The organism is Kingella negevensis, from assembly GCF_030177895.1.
GTDB classification, from domain to species: domain Bacteria; phylum Pseudomonadota; class Gammaproteobacteria; order Burkholderiales; family Neisseriaceae; genus Kingella_C; species Kingella_C negevensis.
The window spans coordinates 1924133-1941555 of the sequence record NZ_CP123448.1; the positions used below are offsets into that span (position 1 = coordinate 1924133).

General features: G+C 43.9%; 17 protein-coding genes and 2 pseudogenes. 11 read left to right on the forward strand and 8 right to left on the reverse strand.

Annotated elements, in window-relative coordinates:
- Positions 1–125: 125 nt before the first annotated feature.
- Both QEO93_RS10510 and QEO93_RS10515 read left to right on the forward strand, forming a co-directional pair.
- A pseudogene (locus QEO93_RS10510) lies at positions 126–787 on the forward strand (IS1595 family transposase).
- Between the two features lie 94 nt (positions 788–881).
- Positions 882–2855, forward strand: coding sequence for a DNA topoisomerase IV subunit B (locus tag QEO93_RS10515; RefSeq protein ID WP_032138114.1), 1974 nt, complete (start codon positions 882–884; stop codon positions 2853–2855).
- Positions 2856–3194: 339 nt separating this feature from the next.
- On the opposite strand, the gene QEO93_RS10520 is transcribed toward QEO93_RS10515, so the two are convergent.
- Complete coding sequence (locus tag QEO93_RS10520; RefSeq protein WP_032138113.1) at positions 3195–3785, reverse strand: LURP-one-related family protein; 591 nt, start codon at positions 3783–3785, stop codon at positions 3195–3197.
- Between the two features lie 101 nt (positions 3786–3886).
- Positions 3887–4300 carry a YidB family protein gene (locus QEO93_RS10525; RefSeq protein WP_032138124.1) on the reverse strand — a complete coding sequence of 138 codons (414 nt, stop codon included), beginning with the start codon at positions 4298–4300 and terminating at the stop codon, positions 3887–3889.
- 203 nt (positions 4301–4503) lie between these two features.
- On the opposite strand from QEO93_RS10525, the gene glyA reads away from it, so the two are divergent.
- From glyA to QEO93_RS10545, 4 genes are all read left to right on the forward strand, one after another.
- Entirely contained in the window at positions 4504–5754 is a 1251-nt protein-coding gene (glyA, locus tag QEO93_RS10530) for a serine hydroxymethyltransferase (protein WP_032138112.1), read from the forward strand.
- Positions 5755–5795: 41 nt separating this feature from the next.
- Complete coding sequence (locus QEO93_RS10535) at positions 5796–6014, forward strand: hypothetical protein (RefSeq protein WP_032138111.1); 219 nt, start codon at positions 5796–5798, stop codon at positions 6012–6014.
- A 15-nt stretch (positions 6015–6029) separates the two neighbouring features.
- Positions 6030–6407: a hypothetical protein gene (locus QEO93_RS10540; RefSeq protein ID WP_032138110.1), complete on the forward strand. Its 378-nt coding sequence runs from the start codon at positions 6030–6032 to the stop codon at positions 6405–6407.
- 72 nt (positions 6408–6479) lie between these two features.
- On the forward strand, positions 6480–7817 hold the full coding sequence (locus tag QEO93_RS10545; RefSeq protein WP_032138109.1) for a sodium-dependent transporter: 1338 nt from the start codon (positions 6480–6482) through the stop codon (positions 7815–7817).
- A gap of 76 nt (positions 7818–7893) precedes the next feature.
- Here the strand turns inward: QEO93_RS10545 and QEO93_RS10550 are convergent, their stop codons facing one another.
- Positions 7894–8136 (reverse strand): hypothetical protein, encoded by a 243-nt coding sequence (locus tag QEO93_RS10550; protein ID WP_032138108.1) that lies wholly within the window; start codon positions 8134–8136, stop codon positions 7894–7896.
- 81 nt (positions 8137–8217) lie between these two features.
- Complete coding sequence (locus QEO93_RS10555; protein WP_032138107.1) at positions 8218–8619, reverse strand: hypothetical protein; 402 nt, start codon at positions 8617–8619, stop codon at positions 8218–8220.
- A gap of 280 nt (positions 8620–8899) precedes the next feature.
- On the opposite strand from QEO93_RS10555, the gene QEO93_RS10560 reads away from it, so the two are divergent.
- Positions 8900–9676 carry a M48 family metallopeptidase gene (locus tag QEO93_RS10560; RefSeq protein WP_032138105.1) on the forward strand — a complete coding sequence of 259 codons (777 nt, stop codon included), beginning with the start codon at positions 8900–8902 and terminating at the stop codon, positions 9674–9676.
- Positions 9677–9736: 60 nt separating this feature from the next.
- On the opposite strand, the gene QEO93_RS10565 is transcribed toward QEO93_RS10560, so the two are convergent.
- The 4 genes and pseudogenes from QEO93_RS10565 to QEO93_RS10580 all read right to left on the reverse strand — a co-directional run bounded on the left by QEO93_RS10565 (position 9737) and on the right by QEO93_RS10580 (position 14137).
- Positions 9737–10609 carry a substrate-binding periplasmic protein gene (locus QEO93_RS10565; protein WP_032138104.1) on the reverse strand — a complete coding sequence of 291 codons (873 nt, stop codon included), beginning with the start codon at positions 10607–10609 and terminating at the stop codon, positions 9737–9739.
- Positions 10610–10774: 165 nt separating this feature from the next.
- Positions 10775–11581 (reverse strand): annotated as a pseudogene (locus QEO93_RS10570) (ABC transporter substrate-binding protein).
- Positions 11582–11888: 307 nt separating this feature from the next.
- On the reverse strand, positions 11889–12713 hold the full coding sequence (locus tag QEO93_RS10575) for a substrate-binding periplasmic protein (protein ID WP_085815429.1): 825 nt from the start codon (positions 12711–12713) through the stop codon (positions 11889–11891).
- 299 nt (positions 12714–13012) lie between these two features.
- Positions 13013–14137, reverse strand: a complete 1125-nt coding sequence (locus QEO93_RS10580; protein WP_032138102.1) for an extracellular solute-binding protein — start codon at positions 14135–14137, stop codon at positions 13013–13015.
- A 214-nt stretch (positions 14138–14351) separates the two neighbouring features.
- Here QEO93_RS10580 and minC point away from each other — a divergent pair, with 214 nt between their 5' ends.
- The 4 genes from minC (at position 14352) to QEO93_RS10600 (ending at position 17362) form a co-directional block, all read left to right on the forward strand.
- Positions 14352–15176: a septum site-determining protein MinC gene (minC, locus tag QEO93_RS10585; RefSeq protein ID WP_032138101.1), complete on the forward strand. Its 825-nt coding sequence runs from the start codon at positions 14352–14354 to the stop codon at positions 15174–15176.
- A 123-nt stretch (positions 15177–15299) separates the two neighbouring features.
- Positions 15300–16112, forward strand: coding sequence for a septum site-determining protein MinD (minD, locus tag QEO93_RS10590; RefSeq protein ID WP_032138100.1), 813 nt, complete (start codon positions 15300–15302; stop codon positions 16110–16112).
- A gap of 3 nt (positions 16113–16115) precedes the next feature.
- Complete coding sequence (gene minE, locus QEO93_RS10595) at positions 16116–16439, forward strand: cell division topological specificity factor MinE (protein WP_032138099.1); 324 nt, start codon at positions 16116–16118, stop codon at positions 16437–16439.
- A 2-nt stretch (positions 16440–16441) separates the two neighbouring features.
- Complete coding sequence (locus tag QEO93_RS10600; protein ID WP_032138098.1) at positions 16442–17362, forward strand: LysR substrate-binding domain-containing protein; 921 nt, start codon at positions 16442–16444, stop codon at positions 17360–17362.
- Positions 17363–17423: the final 61 nt, after the last annotated feature.

Below are 17423 nucleotides of genomic sequence, written 5' to 3' on the forward strand. Positions count from 1 at the left end.
CTGTGTACGAATAGTACATAAGGGCGTTTGTAACGCTGTATTAAAAGATAAGTGCATTAACTATACTAAATAAAGGGGCTGTCCTAGATAACTAGGGAAATTCAAATTAAGTTAGAATTATCCCTATGCGAAAAAGTCGTCTAAGTCAGTACAAACAAAACAAACTCATTGAGCTATTTGTCGCAGGTGTAACCGCAAGAACAGCAGCAGAGTTAGTAGGTGTTAATAAAAATACCGCAGCCTATTATTTTCATCGTTTACGATTACTTATTTATCAAAACAGTCCACATTTGGAAATGTTTGATGGCGAAGTAGAAGCTGATGAAAGTTATTTTGGCAGACAACGTAAAGGCAAGCACGGTCGTGGTTCAGCTGGCAAAGTCGCTGTATTCGGGCTTTTGAAGCGAAATGGCAAGATTTATACGGTTACTGTACCGAATACCCAAACCGCTACTTTATTGCCTATTATCCGCGAACAAGTGAAACCTGACAGCATTGTTGTTATCGCAGCTATGATGTATTAGATGTGAGTGATAAAGCCATTTTAGCTTCGCTGAAACTTCGTTTTCGTATCAATCACAGTACACATTTTGCTGAACGACAAAATCATATTAACGGAATTGAGAACTTTGGGAACCAAGCAGAACGCCATTTACGCAAATTTAACGGCATTCCCAAAAAGCATTTTGAGCTGTATTTAAAGGAGTGCGAATGGCGTTTTAACAACAGTGAGATAAAAGTTCAAGTTTCCATTTTAAAACAGTTAGTAAAATCGAGTTTATCCTAGTTATCTAGGACAGCCCCAAATATTAAGTCGCAAAATGTATTGTCGGCGAGCCGCCGACGCTCCACAGCATTTTCATAAAAAGACATTCAAAAAAATGACAAAAAGCAATTATTCAGAAGACAGCATCAAAGTCTTAAAAGGGCTAGAACCTGTCAAAGAACGCCCAGGGATGTACACGCGCACCGACAGCCCAACCCACATTTGCCAAGAAGTGATAGACAACGCGGCAGACGAAGCATTGGGCGGTTTCGCCACGCAAATTGACGTGGAAATTCACGCGGACGGCTCGCTTTCCGTGCGCGACAACGGGCGCGGCATTCCCACAGGCTTGCACCCGATTGAGCAAATTCCCGTTGTGGAACTGGTGTTTACGCAATTACACGCAGGCGGCAAATTCAACAAAAAATCAGGCAACGGCGCATATGCGTTTTCGGGCGGTTTGCACGGCGTGGGCGTGTCGGTAACGAATGCGCTTTCTACACGCTTGGAAGTTACCGTAAAACGCGAAGGCAAAATTTCGCGCATCGTGTTTTCGGGCGGCGATGTGGTTGAACCGTTGGCGCAAATCGGCAAATGCGTGGCGAAAGACACAGGCACAGAAGTGCGCGTGTATCCTGACGCGAAATATTTTGAAAATCCGAATTACAGTATCGGTGAATTGGAACGCTTGTTACGCGCCAAAGCGGTTTTGTTACAAGGCGTTACCGTTACACTCACGCGCGAAATTAAGGGGCTGCCTGAAAAACAAACGTGGCATTATCCGCAAGGTTTACGCAGTTATTTAGCGGATTTGCTGGAAAACGCGCAGGAAGCCGTGCCAATTTTCGCGACTGAAAATTATATTTCAGGCAGCCACGACGATTTTCAGGCAGGCGAAGGCGCGGCGTTTGCGCTGACTTGGTTGGAAGATGGCAGTTGCGCCAATGAAAGTTATGTGAATTTGATTCCGACACCGCTCGGCGGCACGCACGAAGCTGGTTTGAAGCAGGCTGCATTTAATGCGGTAAACAATTTTATCGCGCACCATAATTTGCTGCCGCGTGGCGTGAAATTGCAGAGTGATGATGTGTTTAGCCGCGTGGCGTTTGTGCTGTCGGCGCGTGTGCTTGACCCACAATTTCAGGGGCAAACGAAAGACAAATTGACCAACCGCGACGCGCTGAAATTGGTGGCGGCGGTGTCGGGCGACCCATTGGAATTGTGGCTCAATGAAAACGTGGAATTTGGCAAAAAAATTGCCGAATTGGCGATTCGTCAGGCGCAGGCGCGTATGCGTTCTGTGAAAAAAATTGAGAAGAAAAAGGGTTCGGGCGTTGCCGTTTTACCTGGGAAATTGACGGATTGCGAAAGCGAAGACGTGCGCGAAAATGAATTGTTTTTGGTAGAAGGCGATTCGGCTGGCGGTTCGGCGAAATTAGCGCGTGATAAGAGTTTTCAGGCTGTGTTGCCGTTGCGCGGTAAGGTGTTGAATTCGTTTGAAGTTCATCGCGACCAGTTGTTTGGCAATGCGGAAATTCACGATATTTCGGTGGCGATTGGCATTGACCCACACGGCAAAGATGATGATGTGGATTTGAGCGGTTTGCGTTATGGCAAAATTGCGATTTTGTCGGACGCGGACGTGGACGGCTCGCATATTCAGGTGTTGCTATTGACGCTGTTTTATCGCCATTTTCCGAAATTGGTGGAATTGGGGCATATTTATGTGGCGCAACCGCCGCTGTTCCGCGTGGACGTGAACGCGCAAGGCAAAAACAAGCCAGCGCGGAAATTGTACGCGCTAGACCAAGCGGAATTAGACGGCATTTTGGAACGCTTGAACGCGGAAAAAGTGCGCGAAACGGCGTATTCTATCAGCCGATTCAAAGGTTTGGGTGAGATGAATCCCAACCAACTGAAAGACACGACTTTGCACCCTGATACGCGCCGTTTGTTGCAAGTTCGCATTCCCGATGAAATGGAAGCGGCGACAGAAAGTGTGTTTTTGAAATTGATGGGCAAAGGCGAAGCTAGCAGCCGCCGCGCTTGGATGGAAGTGGAAGGAGATAAGGTGGAAGGGGATATTTGAGTATTTCAGGCTGCCTGAAATACTCAAACAATAGGAAAAGCAGCCTGAAATTGTTTCGGGCTGCTTTTAATTAAGCATCTTTTCATTCAATTTCCTAATCAGGATTAGCGTCTTGTGTTGCTTTCAAATTAAATAGTTCAGACTGAATATTATGTTTAAAAGTTTCTTTACTTTTCAGGATACCACCAGAAATCTTTATTTGGTAGGAATAAGGTTTATCCTTGTCCAATTTTTAACTTTCTGAAAATTTTAATTTTTCTGAACGATGAAAAGGACTGGGATAAATTCTGTCCCTGCCAAATAGCAGTTTTGCAAAGTTTTCAGGCAGCCTGAAAACTTTTACCCGTCCGCACGTTCCATCAGCATCAACATCATGCAAGATAAAGTAACCAATTCATCATTTGCCGCATTGCCCGTTTTCTGCAACGAAAATTTGCGTTCCAAAAGCGAAGCCTCTTTTTGCAATAAATAGTCCTGCTTGCCTTGCGTGTCCGTAATCGTGTAGCTTGGGTTGAAGAAATAGCCTGTGAACATACCCAAAATAGGCACTTCGCCAAGCAAACCGTCCAGCACCGAAATCCACGGGTTCGTTTCTTGAATATCATACAATTTCAAACTATTTGCGCCAAAAATTTCATAATGCGTTTGCCATAATGAACGCATACCCGAACGGCGAATGCTGCCCAATTCCAAACCTTGTTCATTCGTAATTTTGTAACATGCGTTGAAATCCAAAATGCGGTCGGCATTGATTTGATACAAACGCTCTTGACGACTGCTGTTGCGGAAAATTTCAATACCTTCTTTGAGCTTGAAGATTTTTTGGCGCGTGTAAGCAACCTCGTTACCTTGCGTGTCTAATACGCTGAAATCGTTGGACGGTGTGAGAATTTTGAATTGAAAATTCAAAGGAAATTGTATATTTTTCATGAGTTTGCTTTCGGGTTGGAGAAAAGCAAAATTATAGCGTAGATTTCATAAAATGCAGCCTGAAAAAAAGGTTTTGGTAATTCACCAAAACCCTGTTTTCATTATTTCAAAAAGTTCTGCATCACAATACGCGCAATGTCGTCCAAACCAAAACCGTCTGCATCAGCAGCGTTGCCGTTTGGGGTGAGCATATCCACCACTTGCGGCAAGTATTGCGACAATAAATCGCTAGCAGCACCGCTATCCAAACCCAATTTTGAAGCCACTTCGCCCAAGTTGCCGCCCAAAGCGTTTTGAATTTGAGAAGCGTCCACGTTTGCGTTTTCGCCTGTGCCAATCCAGCTTTGCAGCGCGTCGCCCAAACCGCCTTGTTGCAGTTGATTCAATAAGCCGCCTACGTTGCCACCGTTTTGTTGAATCAGTTGTGTAACCAATTCAATCGCTTGACCTTGTTTGCTATCGCCGCCCAGCATTGAAGAAGCGGCTGTGCTAATCAAAGAATCCAATAAGCCCATGATTTTTTCTTGTAAAGTGTAGTGTTTAAAGGCGCGAATTGTAGCAAATAAAAACAACTATAATCCGTTTTTAATGCGCATTAGCATAAAATAGCGCAAGATTACTAAAAATCGTTTTCAGGCTGCCTGAAAATGGAAATTTACGTTACAATCCGCCCACTCTCCTCTGTTTCTTAACTCTATTTAACAAGGAAATCAGAATTATGTTTAACAAAAATCAAACCATTGAAACTTACGACCCTGAATTATTTGCAGCCATTGCCGCTGAAAACCAACGTCAGCAAGACCACATTGAATTGATTGCGTCTGAAAACTACGTCAGCTACGCCGTGATGGAAGCGCAAGGCAGCCAACTCACCAACAAATACGCCGAAGGCTACCCAAGTAAACGCTATTATGGCGGCTGCGAACACGTGGACGTTGCTGAACAATTAGCGATTGACCGCGTGAAAAAACTGTTTGGCGCCAAATATGCCAACGTGCAACCTCATTCAGGCAGCCAAGCCAACCAAGCCGTTTACGCATCAGTTTTAAAACCAGGCGACACCATTTTGGGCATGAGCTTGGCGCACGGCGGACATTTGACTCATGGCGCAAGCGTGAACGCATCAGGCAAATTGTATAACGCGATTACCTACGGTTTGGACGAAAACGAAGTGTTGGATTACGCCGAAGTAGAACGCTTGGCGTTGGAACACAAGCCGAAAATGATTGTGGCAGGTGCGTCTGCGTATTCATTGGAAATCGACTGGGCGCGTTTCCGCGAAATCGCCGACAAAGTGGGCGCGTATTTGTTTGTGGACATGGCGCACTATGCTGGTTTGGTGGCTGGTGGCGAATATCTAAACCCTGTTCCGTTTGCCGATTTTGTTACCACTACCACACATAAAACCTTGCGCGGTCCACGCGGCGGCGTGATTTTGGCGCGTGATTTGACGCACGAAAAAGCGTTAAATTCTGCCGTATTTCCGAACTTGCAAGGCGGCCCATTGATGCACGTCATCGCCGCGAAAGCCGTAGCGTTCAAAGAAGCGTTGCAGCCTGAATTTAAGCAATACACGAAACAAGTGAAAATCAACGCTGCAGCAATGGCAGAAGAATTGACCAAACGCGGCTTGCGTATCGTGTCTGGCAAAACCGAAAGCCACGTTTTCTTGTTGGACTTGCGCGCAAAACACATCACAGGCAAAGAAGCTGAAGCCGCATTGGGCAAAGCGCACATCACCACCAACAAAAACGCGATTCCAAACGACCCTGAAAAACCGTTTGTAACATCAGGCATTCGCATTGGTTCAGCAGCGATTACCACACGCGGTTTTGATGAAGCAGACGCGCGCGCGTTGGCGAATTTGGTGGCGGACGTGTTGGATAATCCAAACGATGAAGCGAACTTGGCGCGTGTTGCTGAGCAAGCGAAAGCGTTGTGCGAGAAGCACCCTGTTTATGGTGCATAACTGATTTTCAGGCTGCCTGAAAACAACGATTGGAAATAAATATGACAAAAAAACTGTTTTCAGCCATTGCAACAGCCATTCTGCTAGCAAGCCCACTTATCGCGCAAGCCAAATTGCATTTTCCTGATGAAAATGCAGCCACATGGCAACCAGCATTAGACGAATTTATTGTGAGCAGCTTGGCTTTTGATGCTACCCAAAATAAAACAGCCTCTTATTTACTCAGCAGCGCAGCCAATACCAAAGGTTTGAGTGAATAAGAAACGAATGATTTAATGCAAAAAATCATGCAAGGGCTGGTTAATCGTTCACATCAAACGCTGCAACGCTATGTTAATCAATGTGTTACGAAAAAAAGCAGTGATTTTCGTGCGCAATTAGACACCGCTTATCAAGCTGGAATGGACGAAAAACGCCAAGATATGCCAGCCGAAATGAAAGAATTGAATTTAACTATTCCTAAATTCGGCATCAACGCTAAAACACGCCAATGGCAAAGCAAACACGCTGATGAAGCCGCACAAATTCGCAAAGCGGCAATAAGCAAAAGTAGCACGAAAACCGCGTTCACGCGTTTGCAAAATTCATCTGATTGGGAAACGCGTGTAGAACAAACTACGCAAACCATTGAACGCTTGTGGCAACAAAAATAAGTTTTCATTTTCAGGCAGCCTGAAAAACGTATCTTTCAGGCTGCTTTTTATATTTATTAACGAGGCAAACCTATGTCAGCCCCATCAAATTGGACATCAAAAATCGGCTTTATTCTTTCCGCAGCAGGCTCTGCGATTGGTTTGGGCGCGATTTGGAAATTCCCCTACACCGCAGGCACAAACGGGGGCGCAGTTTTCTTTTTAATTTTCTTGCTGTTCACCGTTTTGGTGGGCTTGCCCGTGCTGCTGGCTGAATTTTTCATCGGTCGCAAAACAGGCAAAAACCCGATTAACGCGCTCAAAGAAATCGTGCAGCACCCTGCTTGGGCGTGGATTGGGCGCATGGGCATGGCGGCTTGTTTCGTGTTGCTGTCGTTTTACAGCGTGGTGGGCGGCTGGGTGTTTGCCTACGTTTGGCACGCGATTTCGGGCGCAATCACGCCAAGCATAGATTTTGGCGCATTATTCGGCAGCACAATTTCAAACCCCACTTTGGTACTGATTTTTCAGGCTGCATTTATGTTTGTCACCGTTTGGGTGGTGCAAAACGGCGTTTCTTCGGGCATCGAACGCGCGAATAAATACTTGATGCCATTGCTGTTTATTATGTTTTTGCTGTTGGCAGCGCGCTCGCTCACGTTACCCAACGCCATGGAAGGTGTGAAATTTTTGCTGAAACCTGATTTCAGCGCGGTAACGCCTGTCACTTGGCTCACCGCGTTGGGGCAAGCATTTTTTGCCTTGAGTTTGGGCGTGTCCACCATGATGACTTATGCGTCTTATTTGGATAACAAACAGGATTTGTTCCGCTCGGCAAACAGCATTATGTGGTTGAATATGTTGGTTTCTTTGCTAGCTGGCTTGGTGATTTTCCCTGCGGTGTTTGCGTTTGGGTTCAAGCCTGATTCTGGGCCTGGGTTGATTTTCATTGTGTTGCCTGCCGTGTTCCAAAAAATGCCGTTTGGTACGCTGCTGTTCGCTATCTTTATGATTTTGGTGGCGTTTGCCACTTTAACTTCGGCGTTTTCTATGCTGGAAACGGCGATTGCATATTTTGTGCAAAAACAACCGTCTAGCCGCCGCCGTATTTCTTGGGTGGCTGGCGTGGCGATTTTCATTGTTGGCATTCCGTCTGCGCTGTCGTTTGGCGTGTTGGGTGAGTTCAAAATCATCGGCAAAACGGTGTTTGATTTGTGGGATTATTTGATTACGTCTTGGATTATGCCGTTGAGTTCGCTGGCGGTTTGCGCGCTGGTGGCTTGGGTGTTGAAACGTGATGATGTGATTGCGCACATGCGAGAGGGCAGCGATTTGCCGCCTGTGGTGGCGGTGGTGTGGCGCAATATGTTGCGTTATATTGCGCCTGTGGCGATTTTGCTGGTGTTTGCGAATACTTTGGGTTGGATTTGAGTTTTTCAGGCAGCCTGAAAATGAAAAAGCACATTTTAATCAATGTGCTTTTTTTGTGAATATGCAGCCTGAAAGCTTAAACTGTGCAATACCCTGCTTCTTCAATCGCCTGAACCATGCTTGCTTGCAAACTAGCACGGTCTGCCGTATCCAAATTTTTAATCACGGTTAAACCTAAATCTACTACAACAGGCGTTCCTCCTTTTGCAGGCATAAACGCCGCTAAATACAGGTTTTGTTCATTATCGATTACCAAGAAGGAGAATTTATCTTTGCCAAAATTGGCAGGTAATGGAACTTCTTTGCCTTGAAATTTCACACGATATTCAAAAGTGCCATTTTTAAATTTAGATGGTTTTACTAAAACTAATCGCCATGGCTGCTAATTAGTACGATTTAATCATTCCAAAATTTGCTTATGGCGTGGCATCACAACAAAAGCGGTAAACAGCCCCAAACCTAGCATGCCTAATCCAATCCCTGCGATAAACATCACATAAAATCCACGAGCCATTATTTTATCGGCAGCTATATCAAGCGTTACTTGTTCAGTGCGGTCGCGATTGGCAATCGCTTGAACTTCAATATCCCCTGTCATACCTATGTAACTAAATTCTTTTTTGGTTACACCATTTTCATGCGTAATCACCACATCACAGGATACAAAAAACAATTTTCGTGCACGACATCGTCCATCAATTTGCGCGTCAATCACTTCACTATTTTGTCCAATTCGATAATCTTTTCGAATACCGCCAATTTCACTCAAGCCAAAATAAGCAACCAAAGCACCAAACAGCATAAAAAATTGCCAACCAAATCATTTTTCCGATAGAAAGTGAACCAATCGAAGCTATTTTCATCGTTTTATTGATAGGCGAAACAAAATTTAATTTAATCATTCAAAATCTCAAATCGGTTAAAAGAAGGCTTATCATGCCGTATTTCAGGCAGCCTGAAATAAATTTCTTGACTAAATTTAAAAAAAACTAACTGAATTATTTTCAGGCTGCGCCACCTTTTCACGTAGCCTGAAAAATTGTTATATTTGTCTTTTTTTAACGCTATTTCAAAGAGTAAAAATGAAAACAAAATTATCTGTATTACTTCTCACACTCAGCTTAACCGCTTGTAACATCATGGACAGCGCAACAATTAACAGCCAAGCGGCGCAAAGTTATCGCCAAACCGTTAGCCAAGCACAAGAGCATAGAATGATTGACACCACGTCTAACACGGCAAAACGTGTGCAACGCGTGTTTCAAAAATTAGTGCCGTATGCAACAGCGGCAAACACGACGGGGCAGCCGTTTCAGTGGGAAATGAACGTGATTCGTTCTGATGAATTGAACGCGTGGGCGATGCCTGGGGGCAAAATGGTGGTGTACACAGGGATTGTGGAAAAGCTGAATTTGAGCGATGCGGAATTGGCGGCAATTGTGGGGCATGAAATGACACATGCACTGCTAGAACACAGCAAAAAAGAGGCGAATCGCAGCATTGGTTTGAATTTGGGCGCACAAATCGGCGCGAATATTTTAACAGCGGCGACTGGAATTGACGGTAATTTGATTGGCACAGGCGTGGGCTTGGCTACAGATTTGGGGATTGCGAAACCGTTTAGCCGCAGCGCGGAACGTGAGGCGGATTTGGGCGGTTTGAAGCTGATGGCGCAAGCGGGCTACAATCCTGAAGCGGCGATTACGGTGTGGACGAAAATGAATCAGGAAAATGATAACAATAATGCGGCAAATGCGATTTTATCCACACACCCAACCAATAACGCGCGTATTGAGTTGATTCGTCAGGAATTGCCGAAAGTGATGCCGATTTATCAGCAGGCGATTGCGAAGAAATAAAAAGCAGTTTGAAAAGAAAAAGGTCAAACATTATCTGTTTGACCTTTTTTGTGGTTTATTTTATTTCAACCATTTTTCTTCAATTTTCGCCAAAGTGCCGTCTTCTTTGATTTTCGCTAAGGCTTTGTTGATGTCATCGCGCAATTGAACCTTGTCTTTGTTCACCAAGATAACCAAACGCGCAGATGGCTCTGATTCGTTTTCGTAATTCACGGAGAACGTTTTGTATTCTGTGTTGGTTTTGGCTAACTGGTTGAGTAATAAGCTATCCTGTGCAATCACGTCCACTTCTTTTTTCAACATACCTGTGAACAATAGATAAGTTGAGTTATAGCGCACGATGCTTTTGGCTTTGTTGGCTGCGGTGATTTGTGAATCCTGTTTGGATTCTCCCAACACGCCAACCGTTAAACCTTCTAAGCTGCTTAAGTCTTTCACTTTACCGTTTAAGTCTTCACGGATAAACATTAAGCTGCTTGGGTTGAAGGCGTAAGAATTTGAAATGGCGTATTTTTTTTCACGTTCATCGGTGTATGAGATGCCTGAAATGGCTAAATCAGATTCGCCTGTTTCAACAGAATCCAACATGTTTACCCAAGGTTTTTTATGGAATTGCACTTTAAAGCCTGCTTCTTCACCGATTTTACGAATCACATCAACATCCATGCCAATCAGCTGACCTGCGTTATCAGAGAAAGAAAATGGCAGAGTTTTACCCACTGTTGCTACATTCACTGTAGGAGCATTGGCTGGTAGTGGGCTAACATAGTTGTCTGCTGCAACGGGAACGTTATTGGCTGGTGCGCTGGCTTTTTGGGCTTCTGCTTGAGCAGGTTGTGCTGTGCTTGATGAAGAGGCTTGTTCTGAACCACCGCAAGCTGCTAATACGGTAGACATGGCGCTAACCAAAAGTAATTTTTTAAACGTTTTCATGATTTTATCCTTAATGGTATGTTGGTGTTTCATAGAGACAACATCTCTATGGGTTGAATTATACTCTTTAATTTACAAAAATTTAAAATTTTGGTTTTAATTTAACTATAAATAAAAAAGCAGGCTGAAACTTTATCTATTTCAGCCTGCTTTTTATCAAACAGATTAGTTAACCCATTTGCTTACGATTTTTTGATAAGTGCCGTTGGCTTTCAAATCGTCGATGCCTTTATCCAATTTTGCTTTTAATTCGTTGTTGCCTTTTTTCAATACCCAGCCCATTGTGATTTTACCTGCTTTAGGGTCTGGAATAGTGTAGTAGTTTGGTTGTGATTTGGTGTAAGTATTCAATACCACGTCCACATCATATACAGCGTCCACATCGCCACGAGCGATACCATTCAAACCTAAGTAAACGGTTTCGATTGGTACGATTTGGTCTGTGATGCCAGATTCTTTCAATTTGGTTTCAGACGAACTAGCTTTTTGTGCCGCAACTTTTTTGTCTTTCAAATCAGCTAAGCTATTGAATTGTTATTTGGTTTTTTCTGCTGTAACCACCCAGTTACCTTCCATGTAAGGTTTTGTGAAAGTGAATTGTTGTTCGCGTTCTGGGGTGATGTTGATACCAGATGCTACGATGTCCACATTGCTGGTATTTAATGCTTCAAATAAGCCTCCCATAGCGTATGGCACAAATTGCACGTTGAAGCCTTCTTTTTTCGCGATTTCTTGCAACAAATCCATGTCCAAGCCTTCTAATTGACCTTTTTGGTTGCGGTTCACGAAAGGAGGGTAGGCAGTTAAGCTGGCTACAGTGTAAGTTTTGCCATCATTGTTTTGTGGTGCTGCGGCTGCAGGTTTGCTTTCGCTTGAAGCAGGTTTTTCAGCTTCTGATGGTGCTGGAGAATTATTACATGCTGCCAATAAGAACATTGGCATCATCATGCCAGCTAGAGTTTTGATTTTCATGGTACACCCTTTATGAATTTAATTAATGTTGTGTAAAGATAGAATAAGAATGCGATAAATTCTATTCTATGGTATGCTATTGATATGATTTTAAATAAATAACAAATTATATTAATCATTCATTATATCCCAAATAGTGATTGGGTGAGTTAATAAGTGAAACTCATTTGATGTGTATCAGTAATTAAAAATCTCCTTTATGTGAATCAATTTCATGTTAAATCTGATGCCTTGTGCAAATTGACAATATAAAACCCTAAAATAATGATTTATTTTGGGGTTTTATGCCATTTTCAGGCTGCCTGAATTATTGTTTTGGATACCATTTATCTAAGATTTTTTGATAAGTGCCATCGGCTTTCAAGTCGTCGATGCCTTTATCCAATTTCTCTTTCAATTCGGTATTGCCTTTTTTCAATACCCAACCAAATGGAACTTTGCCTGATTTTTCATCTACCACTGAATAGTAAGGTGCGTCTGCTTTCAAATAAGTGTTCAATACTGCATCTACATCGTAAACAGCTTCATTTTCACCGCGTGCAATGCCATTCAAGCCCAAGTAAACCGTCTCCACAGAAACGATTTGGCTGGTGATGCCTGTTGATTTCAATTGTGTTTCAGATAAGCTGGCTTTTTGTGCAGCAATTTTTTTGTCTTTCAAATCAGCAAAACTAGCAAATTTGGTTTTGTTTTTATCGGCTACGACAATCCAGTTGGCTTCCAAATAAGGTTTGGAGAAGGTGTAGGTTTGTTCGCGCTCTGGCGTGATGTTTACGCCAGTTGCCACAATGTCCGCCGCGCCTGTGTTCACGGTTTCCAGCAAGCCTTCCATTGTGTGTGGCACGAATGTCAAATTGAAGCCTTCTTTTTTCGCGATTTCTTGTAGCAAGTCTATATCCAAGCCCACCAATTCGCCTTTTTCGTTGCGTGAAGCGAAAGGTGGGTAAGCTGGTTGGCTAACCACTACGTATGTTTTGCCGCCATTGCTGGCTTGTGGTGCTGATGCGTCTGCTTTTGCTTCAGAAGATTGTGCAGATTGTGCAGCATCTGTTTTGGCTGGCGCAGGTGCGTCGTTACAAGCAGCTAATAACATCATCGGTAACATTAATGTGGAAAGAGATTTAAGTTTCATAATTAATGACCCTTTTATAAGTGATATGTATGTACCCAAAAATTGTGTTTTCACACAAGAACTACCTTGTGAAACAGTCAGTAGTGTGAAAATAATCATAGGCTTTTTCAGGCTGCGCTTCAATTTGAAACGTTAAAAATGGAGCAAAAAGAATAAAGAAAAGTGATGTTTTGTGAAAATTTGCAACACTTTTGAGATTTATCAAATAGAGAATAATATTTTTTGAAGGTTTTTTTTTGAGGCGAAATAAAGAAAAACGCAGCCTGAAAATATTTTTAGGCTGCGTTTGATGAGCAAAATTATTTACCTATTTTCAATTTTTGCCACAAAGTAGTGGTTTGTTTTTTCGTTGCATCAGACATTTGTGGCATCACAAAACCGTCTGCCATATCTTGAGCGGTTGGGAAAATAGAACGCGTTTCAACCAATGCTTTGTCCATTTTCTCACGAGCTGGCAAGCTCGCTGGTGCAAATGTTACAGCATTGCCGTTTTTCGCTGCGATTTCAGGGTCAAGCGTGTAGTTGATGTATTTGTGCGCATTTGCCACGTTTTTCGCATCTTTCGGAATTACCCAAGATTCAATCCAGAAGCCCATGCCTTTTGGTGTCAGCACTTCAATGCCCACATTGTTTTTCGCTTCTTCAGCGCGCGCTTTTGCCAAGTTTAAATCGCCGCCGTTACCTGCCACCAAGCAGATTTCGCCACGCGCCAAGCTATCAATATAAGACGCGCTAAACTGTTTCACATCAGGGCGAATGCCTTGCAACACTTTTGCTGCTTCTTCCACATCAGCAGGGTTCGTGCCTTTCGGGTCTTTACCGATGTATTTCAACACAATCGGGAACATTTCGCTTGGCGTATCCCACAATGCAATGCCGCAAGATTTCAATTTGTTGGTGTATTCAGGTTTGAACATCAAGTCCCAACCATTTTCAGGCAGCTTACCACCCAACAATTCTTTACCCTTCGCTGTAATCGCCAACGTGTTCACGCCAGAGAAATAAGGCACAGCGTATTCGTTACCAGGGTCAGCGTCTGTCAACAATTTTAACAAATTCGGGTCGATATTTTTATAATTTGGAATCAAACTCTTATCAACTTTTTGATAAGCACCTGCTTTGATTTGACGTGGCAAGAACGCAATACCTGGCACACCCAAGTCGTAACCAGATTTACCAGTCAGCATTTTTGCTTCAAGCGTTTCATTGTTTTCGTACAAATCATAAGTTAGCTTCAAATTATTGGCTTTTTTGAAGTCTTCAACGGTTGATTCATCTACATAGTTAGACCAGTTGTAGATATTCAGCTCGTTGGTTGCAGTGGCTGTGCCAGAGGCTGCAGCGGCTGGTTTATCAACAGATTTCTGTCCGCCACAGGCTGCCAGAGTCATCAATAAGATGGTGCTTAACAGAGTTTTCTTCATTATATTATCTTCTCGTTAGAGTGGTTAAAAAAGGAAAAGAAATTTTAAGATGATTTTTATTAAAAATCAAACAGTTTTTGCCGTTGAAAATCAAGTTTCAGGCTGCGATTTGGCTTATTTGCAGCCTGAAAAAACATTTGCCTTTTTTAAAGTTGAATTAACCTTTGTAAACAGGTAAACTTCACCACTTCAATAGAATAAAACAATCGCCACCATGAAAGCCGCATTTGAACTCAAATCTGCACGTTTGCGCTTAGAAGCCTTGACGCTGCGCCTATTTTCCGCCCAACTTGATGAAATCAAACAATTATTAACTGATAAAGCAGAGCAGTATCAAATGTTCACGTCTATGCCATTTATTTTGGACGCGAGCAGCCTGAAAATATCGGATAATTTAGACGTGAAAGCCGTGGTTGCGTTGTTTGCGGAACATGGTTTGCGTGTGGTGGCGTTGCGACACGAAGAAGCGCATTGGGCAGATATTGCGCGTGAAACAGGTTTGTTGTGGTTGCAATCAGAAAAAGCAGAAACACAAGTTTCGCAGCCTGAAAACGCGGACGCGGTTGAAGAAACGGCTGAAACGCAGCCTGAAAATTCATCGGAAGAACAAACAGAAACTACCGAAGAAACGCAGCCTGAAAACGCAGAAACTTCAGCAGAAGAATCCGAAAAAGCCGCCCCAGTTTTAGAACTCACTGCGCGACCAACCTTAGTGATTACACACCCCGTCCGCACAGGGCAACAAATCTACGCCGAAAAAGCCGATTTAATCGTGCTGGGCATGGTGAGCGAAGGCGCGGAAGTGATTGCAGATGGCAATATCCACATTTACGCCCCTATGCGTGGACGCGCGTTGGCAGGCGAATCAGGCGACCAAAACGTGCGTATTTTCATGCAATCCATGCAAGCCGAGTTGGTTTCCATTGCAGGCATTTATCGCGTGTTTGAACAAGATTTGCCGCCACATTTGCATAAACAAGCCGTGCAAATTTCATTGGATAACGAACGCTTGGTTATCGCCGCGATTGACGCAAGATAATTTTCAGGCAGCCTGAAAATGTTGCATAACTGTAGAGTGCGCGAGGCACACCCTACGCTAAAAAAGCAGCCTGAATACCCCATTCAACCATTTTAAATTTAACCCGAAAGAGAAGGTATAAAAGTGTCAAAAATCATCGTAGTAACATCAGGTAAAGGCGGTGTGGGCAAAACCACCACATCAGCCAGTATCGCCACAGGTTTAGCATTGCGCGGTCACAAAACCGCCGTGATTGACTTTGACGTAGGTTTGCGAAACCTAGATTTGATTATGGGCTGCGAACGCCGCGTGGTATACGATTTGGTAAACGTGATTCAAGGTGAAGCAACCTTGAATCAAGCCTTAATTAAAGACAAACATTGCGACAATTTGTTCATTTTGCCAGCGTCTCAAACACGCGATAAAGACGCTTTAACTAAAGAAGGCGTGGCAAAAGTGTTGAGTGGTTTGGTGAAAGAATTGGACTTCGAATATGTGGTGTGCGATTCGCCAGCAGGTATCGAAACAGGCGCGTTGATGGCGTTGTATTTTGCAGACGAAGCGATTATCACAACCAACCCAGAAGTATCTTCAGTGCGCGACTCTGACCGTATTTTGGGTATTTTGCAAAGCAAATCACGCAAAGCCGAAAAAGGCGAGCGCATTAAAGAACATTTGTTGATTACACGTTACTCACCAGAGCGCGTGGAAAAAGGTGAAATGCTGTCTGTGCAAGACATTCAAGACATTTTGCGTGTGCCTTTGATTGGTGTGATTCCAGAATCGCAAAACGTATTGCAAGCATCTAACTCTGGTTCGCCAGTGATTCATCAATCAGATGCCATCGCTGCGCAAGCATATCAAGACGTTGTGGCGCGTTTGCTGGGCGAAAACCGCGAAATCCGTTTCTTGGAAGCCGAGAAAAAAGGTTTCTTCCAAAAATTGTTTGGGGGTTAAACCATGTCGCTGATTGACAAACTTTTTGGTAAAAAACCAAAAACTGCCACTTTGGCGCGCGACCGTTTGCAAATCATCATCACGCAAGAACGTGCGAGCCGCGATGCTGAAAGTAATACTCCAGATTATTTGCCTACCTTGCAAAAAGAATTGTTGGAAGTATTGTCTAAATACGTGAAGATTGAGTTGAACGACATCAATATTTCACGAGAAGAACAAGACGGCGTGGAAATGTTGGCGTTGAATATCACGCTGCCTGAAACAAAAGCAGCAGAAACGCAGCCTGAAAACGCTGAGACACCGAAATCTGAAGAAGAGAAAGCATAAGCATGACTTTAACTGAGTTGCGCTACATCGTTGCTGTGGCAAAAGAAAAACATTTTGGACGTGCGGCGCAACGCTGCCATGTGAGCCAGCCCACGTTGTCTATCGCCATTAAAAAATTGGAAGAAGAACTGGGCGTTTCCTTGTTTGACCGCAGTAGCAGCGAAATTTTGACTACTGAAGCAGGCACACGAATCGTTACACAGGCTTTGCGCGTGTTGGACGAAGTGGACGTGATTCGCCACATGGCAAACGAAGAGCAAAATCAGTTGGAAGGCACTTTTAAACTGGGCTTGATTTTCACCGTTGCGCCCTATTTGTTGCCCAAATTGATTATGTCGCTGCGAACTGTTGCGCCGCACATGCCTTTGATTTTGGAAGAAAACTATACCGCAACGCTGACAGAAATGCTCAAACGTGCAGAAGTGGACGCGATTGTGGTTGCTGAACCTTATGCTGAGCCTGGCATTGACACCATTCCCTTGTATGACGAACCGTTTTTCGTGGTTGTGCCAAAAGGACACCGCTTTGAAGAACTGGATTCTATTTCCACCGCAGATTTGGCAGAAGAAAACGTGTTATTGCTGACAGAAGGCAACTGCATGCGTGACCAAGTGTTAGGCTCGTGCAGCGAATTAGCCGCAAAACAGCGCGTGGCAGGTTTGGCGAACACCTTGCAAGGCAGTTCGTTGAACACCATTCGCCACATGGTTGCCAGCGGCTTGGGGATTAGCTTGTTGCCGTCCACATCGCTGACGGACAACGACCATTTGCTGTTTTCCATTGTGCCGTTTGAAGCTCCAGCACCTAGCCGCCGCGTGGTGTTAGCGTATCGCCGCAACTTCGTTCGTCCGCAAGCATTAACTGCCATCGCACAAGCCATTACACACGCGCAACTGGCTGGTGTAACGTTTGTGAAAGAGTAAATTGGAACGTAGGTCGGATTCTTGAATCCGACATTTGGCGACAATATTCAAATATCACAAC

What these genes read in the sequence shown, in the direction of transcription:
- QEO93_RS10515 (WP_032138114.1), top strand. Translation starts at nt 882, where the DNA reads ATGACAAAAAGCAATTATTCAGAAGACAGCATCAAAGTCTTAAAAGGG.
- QEO93_RS10520 (WP_032138113.1), bottom strand. Translation starts at nt 3,785, where the DNA reads ATGAAAAATATACAATTTCCTTTGAATTTTCAATTCAAAATTCTCACA.
- QEO93_RS10525 (WP_032138124.1), bottom strand. Translation starts at nt 4,300, where the DNA reads ATGGGCTTATTGGATTCTTTGATTAGCACAGCCGCTTCTTCAATGCTG.
- glyA (WP_032138112.1), top strand. Translation starts at nt 4,504, where the DNA reads ATGTTTAACAAAAATCAAACCATTGAAACTTACGACCCTGAATTATTT.
- QEO93_RS10535 (WP_032138111.1), top strand. Translation starts at nt 5,796, where the DNA reads ATGACAAAAAAACTGTTTTCAGCCATTGCAACAGCCATTCTGCTAGCA.
- QEO93_RS10540 (WP_032138110.1), top strand. Translation starts at nt 6,030, where the DNA reads ATGCAAAAAATCATGCAAGGGCTGGTTAATCGTTCACATCAAACGCTG.
- QEO93_RS10545 (WP_032138109.1), top strand. Translation starts at nt 6,480, where the DNA reads ATGTCAGCCCCATCAAATTGGACATCAAAAATCGGCTTTATTCTTTCC.
- QEO93_RS10555 (WP_032138107.1), bottom strand. Translation starts at nt 8,619, where the DNA reads ATGCTGTTTGGTGCTTTGGTTGCTTATTTTGGCTTGAGTGAAATTGGC.
- QEO93_RS10560 (WP_032138105.1), top strand. Translation starts at nt 8,900, where the DNA reads ATGAAAACAAAATTATCTGTATTACTTCTCACACTCAGCTTAACCGCT.
- QEO93_RS10565 (WP_032138104.1), bottom strand. Translation starts at nt 10,609, where the DNA reads ATGAAAACGTTTAAAAAATTACTTTTGGTTAGCGCCATGTCTACCGTA.
- QEO93_RS10575 (WP_085815429.1), bottom strand. Translation starts at nt 12,713, where the DNA reads ATGAAACTTAAATCTCTTTCCACATTAATGTTACCGATGATGTTATTA.
- QEO93_RS10580 (WP_032138102.1), bottom strand. Translation starts at nt 14,137, where the DNA reads ATGAAGAAAACTCTGTTAAGCACCATCTTATTGATGACTCTGGCAGCC.
- minC (WP_032138101.1), top strand. Translation starts at nt 14,352, where the DNA reads ATGAAAGCCGCATTTGAACTCAAATCTGCACGTTTGCGCTTAGAAGCC.
- minE (WP_032138099.1), top strand. Translation starts at nt 16,116, where the DNA reads ATGTCGCTGATTGACAAACTTTTTGGTAAAAAACCAAAAACTGCCACT.
- QEO93_RS10600 (WP_032138098.1), top strand. Translation starts at nt 16,442, where the DNA reads ATGACTTTAACTGAGTTGCGCTACATCGTTGCTGTGGCAAAAGAAAAA.